General features: G+C 28.9%; 4 protein-coding genes. All 4 read right to left on the bottom strand.

Annotation, left to right across the window (positions count from 1 at the left end; translation table 11 throughout):
* Positions 1-91: 91 nt before the first annotated feature.
* Positions 92-283 carry a hypothetical protein gene (locus tag Q0352_RS05135; RefSeq protein WP_299524625.1) on the bottom strand — a complete coding sequence of 64 codons (192 nt, stop codon included), beginning with the start codon at positions 281-283 and terminating at the stop codon, positions 92-94.
* Between the two features lie 3 nt (positions 284-286).
* Entirely contained in the window at positions 287-847 is a 561-nt protein-coding gene (lptC, locus tag Q0352_RS05130; protein ID WP_299524623.1) for an LPS export ABC transporter periplasmic protein LptC, read from the bottom strand.
* A 32-nt stretch (positions 848-879) separates the two neighbouring features.
* Entirely contained in the window at positions 880-2,238 is a 1,359-nt protein-coding gene (locus Q0352_RS05125) for a hypothetical protein (RefSeq protein ID WP_299524620.1), read from the bottom strand.
* Positions 2,239-2,256: 18 nt separating this feature from the next.
* On the bottom strand, positions 2,257-3,168 hold a 912-nt coding region (locus Q0352_RS05120; protein WP_299524617.1), incomplete at its 5' end, for a hypothetical protein.

Here is a 3,168-nt window from a genome sequence, read left to right as displayed (position 1 = left end):
TATTAGCAGAAATATAAGCAATTTCCATCCCTGAAAAGAAAGCAGAAAGTATAATTGAAATTAGAATAACCGTAATTTGAATTTCCATGAATTACTTGTTTCTATTTTCTAATTTTTTTCGAAAGCGTTTTTTAAAAAAATACATAAATACAGCTAATGCAGAAAATATTAAAAACATATAAGCACGTTCTCTATTATCATTCCAATTTAAAACAGTTTCAACAATAAACACAATGGCCACAAGTAAATAACCATATTCAAATATTTTTTGGATTTTTTGCATTCTTTATTCTTTTATATTAATTACTCCGCTTTGATTTTTTACCCACCAATTACTCAAATCTTCAGAAGCTTCAAAACCGGTTCCTTTAATAGTATCTGTTAATGTATAAAACGTAAATTTCTTTTCTGTAAAATAATAATGCGATTTCTGATCCCAATATATTTGATCAGTAACTAATTTAGTTTTATTAGCGTAATTATAAATAATAACGTTGTTTTTAATTTCAGAAATTTCAGTTTTACTATAACTCTTAGCATAATCACCTTCAACAGTTATAGAGTCTCCATTTATTTTTATTGAAGTAATTTTAACTCCTTCTGGAAACTCAGAATATGGGTGTGAACTTCTATTTCCAAAATCTAACATAATTGGAGCTTTCATTTTTATATTTACCAAACCTGAATCTGTATGGATATGATCAATATTATAAGCTTCACCAATTGGTAAATTTTTATCGGCCAAAAAATCTCGGACTTCTTTGGCGTCATTTGTACAAGAAAAAAGCATTGCTACAATTAATATGGTAGCAATGCTTTTAATTTTATTTACAACTGATTTTGTCATTCAACAAATATATCAATTATACTCATTTAAATCTAATCTTTTGATTGAACTCTAACAGTTTCATTTATCCAACAGCCAATTTTATGAATTGTTCCTGCATCAATAGCTGCTGCGAATAAATCTTTTTTAGATGGTAAATTTTCTGAATATGAACTTATGTATCTATTTGCTAAACTACTAATACTAGGGTCTACCGATTTTGCTTTAAGTGCTTTATTCAATGCTGCTACATAAACCATTCTTTTAGAAACTACATCAACTCCACAAGAGTTTGCGCTAGATGCATACATCCCCGCAATTAACAAATATGCTCTACCCATTGTTGGTGCGTGCTCTAAAGCTCTATAAGCATAGGTTCTTGCTTCTCCCTTTCTTCCTTGTTTACTTAAAATTTGGCCAACTGTTAGTAAGTATTTTGCTTTCTTATATGAATCACTTTCTTGATCAACAGCCTTCTTAAAATACTCCATAGCTTTATTCGTTTCGCCATTTTTTATTAAGATACCAGCATAAAATACAGATGCTTGAGGTGAAGGATCAGCCTTAACATATGCTTCAACTAATGTATCATAAAAAGGATCATCCGTACATTCTTTATTATACATTCTTGAAACTGCTCTTTTTAACCAAACAGCATCATTCTTTTTTTCTTCAAAATATTTTTTATTCAAAGGAATCAAGTTCTCACAAGTAGAAATTTCAGAAATTTTAGCATCCAAACCACCTTCAACTATTGATAAATTTGTTAAAATTTGTTGATAATCACCTCTTCTTTTTTTATCTTTAGTACTCAATGTTGTTGAATCCTTTGCGTTAATCGCCTCAATTTTTTTAGAATATGCTTCACGTTTAACTTCAACACCTTCACCAACTTGATCATATGTATCAAAAACTATTTGAGGGTTTGTATTTTTATTTTTATTTAAAATAATATCAAAATACTTATAAATATTTTTACCCCCCATTTCAGTTGGATCCTCTTTAAAAGTTTTTTCTAACCAAGTATATACTTCATCATCAGACGCACCTTGCTCCATCTTAAATGTCGCTATATCATCATAAATTTTACCGAAATCTGTAGGATAATGCTCTAATCTTTGGTTAAAAACTCTCATTACCAGATTGGCTGCTGCAGGCTTCTCAACTGCAGATGCATTTTCTAATTTATGTTCAGCTATTTTAATACCATATTTATATATGTTTACTGATAATGTTGGGCAATTATCCATACACCACAACCAATTTTCATAGGCTGCATCATATTTTTTTGCTTGATAATCACCTTTAAATAGATTGTATTTAATATTACAATCAGCATCAGCTTGTGAAAAAGCTACTGGAGCTGATAGTGTAAAAATTAATAAAGCTAAAATTTGTAGTGCTTTTTTCATCGTCGTATTCTTTTTAATTTAAAATATTTCTAATTTTTTGAACCATTTATCGTTTAATGAAAGACTTAATCTAAAGTTAAAATAATTTTCTTGTACTAAATTATTATCTGTATTTCCTCTTTTACCAAACTCAAAACCTATATTAATATTTGATAATTGTTGACTCAATGGTAATCCTACTCCAAAAGATATGCCAAAATCATCAATTGCAGTAAAATCATTTCCTGTTCCTAATGCGTCAACCAATAATCCAGTCTTTTCAAATTTTAAACCCGCTCTGTAAGTGACTCTATCCCAGTAACTTGAAATAGAATTAAATTTAGGAGTATAAAATCCCCCAATTGCTATTTTACTATAATTATCATAAGAAATTTTAGAATAACTATTAAAAACGCTTCCCTCTAATTCTAATGCATTCTGAAAACTATAATCTAAACCTGCAAACCATTTATTTTTTTGTCCAATACCAGCACCCAAAGTTGTTTTTAAAGGAGATTTTAATTCTCCAGTACTATTCATGTTTAAAATAGTATCTCTTGGTGATTCAAAAGATGTCAAAGATACAGAATATAAATATTCGTTCCCTTTAGTTTCTATCGTATTATTCAAATCAAAACTAGCTCCTAAACTCAAATCAACTTTGTCAGTTAAACCAGTTTCATATTGAAATCCTATATTTAAAGAATATCCCTTCAAATTAGAAACTGTTTCATATTTAGTCGCCAATAAAGCATCTGCTGTTTGATTAATTATACTGTTTTCAATTTTACCAAAAACATAATTACCTTGCACACCTACACTAACTCCTTTAAATGGTTTGTAACCAAAGTTTAAAAAAACTCTATTTGTCCCTCCTTCTCCATTATAAAGTGTAGCTTCAGTCAACAAATCTTCAGTGTCTAATACATTTGACACCAATGAATAGCCAAC

The organism is uncultured Lutibacter sp. (genome assembly GCF_937891065.1).
Lineage (GTDB): Bacteria > Bacteroidota > Bacteroidia > Flavobacteriales > Flavobacteriaceae > Lutibacter.
The sequence above is the reverse complement of the archived record's forward strand: the minus strand, read 5'-3'. Positions and strand labels throughout refer to the sequence as shown.

Bases quoted from the DNA above. Each gene is read 5' to 3' on its own strand.
- Q0352_RS05125 (WP_299524620.1), bottom strand. From the start codon at position 2,238: ATGAAAAAAGCACTACAAATTTTAGCTTTATTAATTTTTACACTATCA.
- lptC (WP_299524623.1), bottom strand. From the start codon at position 847: ATGACAAAATCAGTTGTAAATAAAATTAAAAGCATTGCTACCATATTA.
- Q0352_RS05135 (WP_299524625.1), bottom strand. From the start codon at position 283: ATGCAAAAAATCCAAAAAATATTTGAATATGGTTATTTACTTGTGGCC.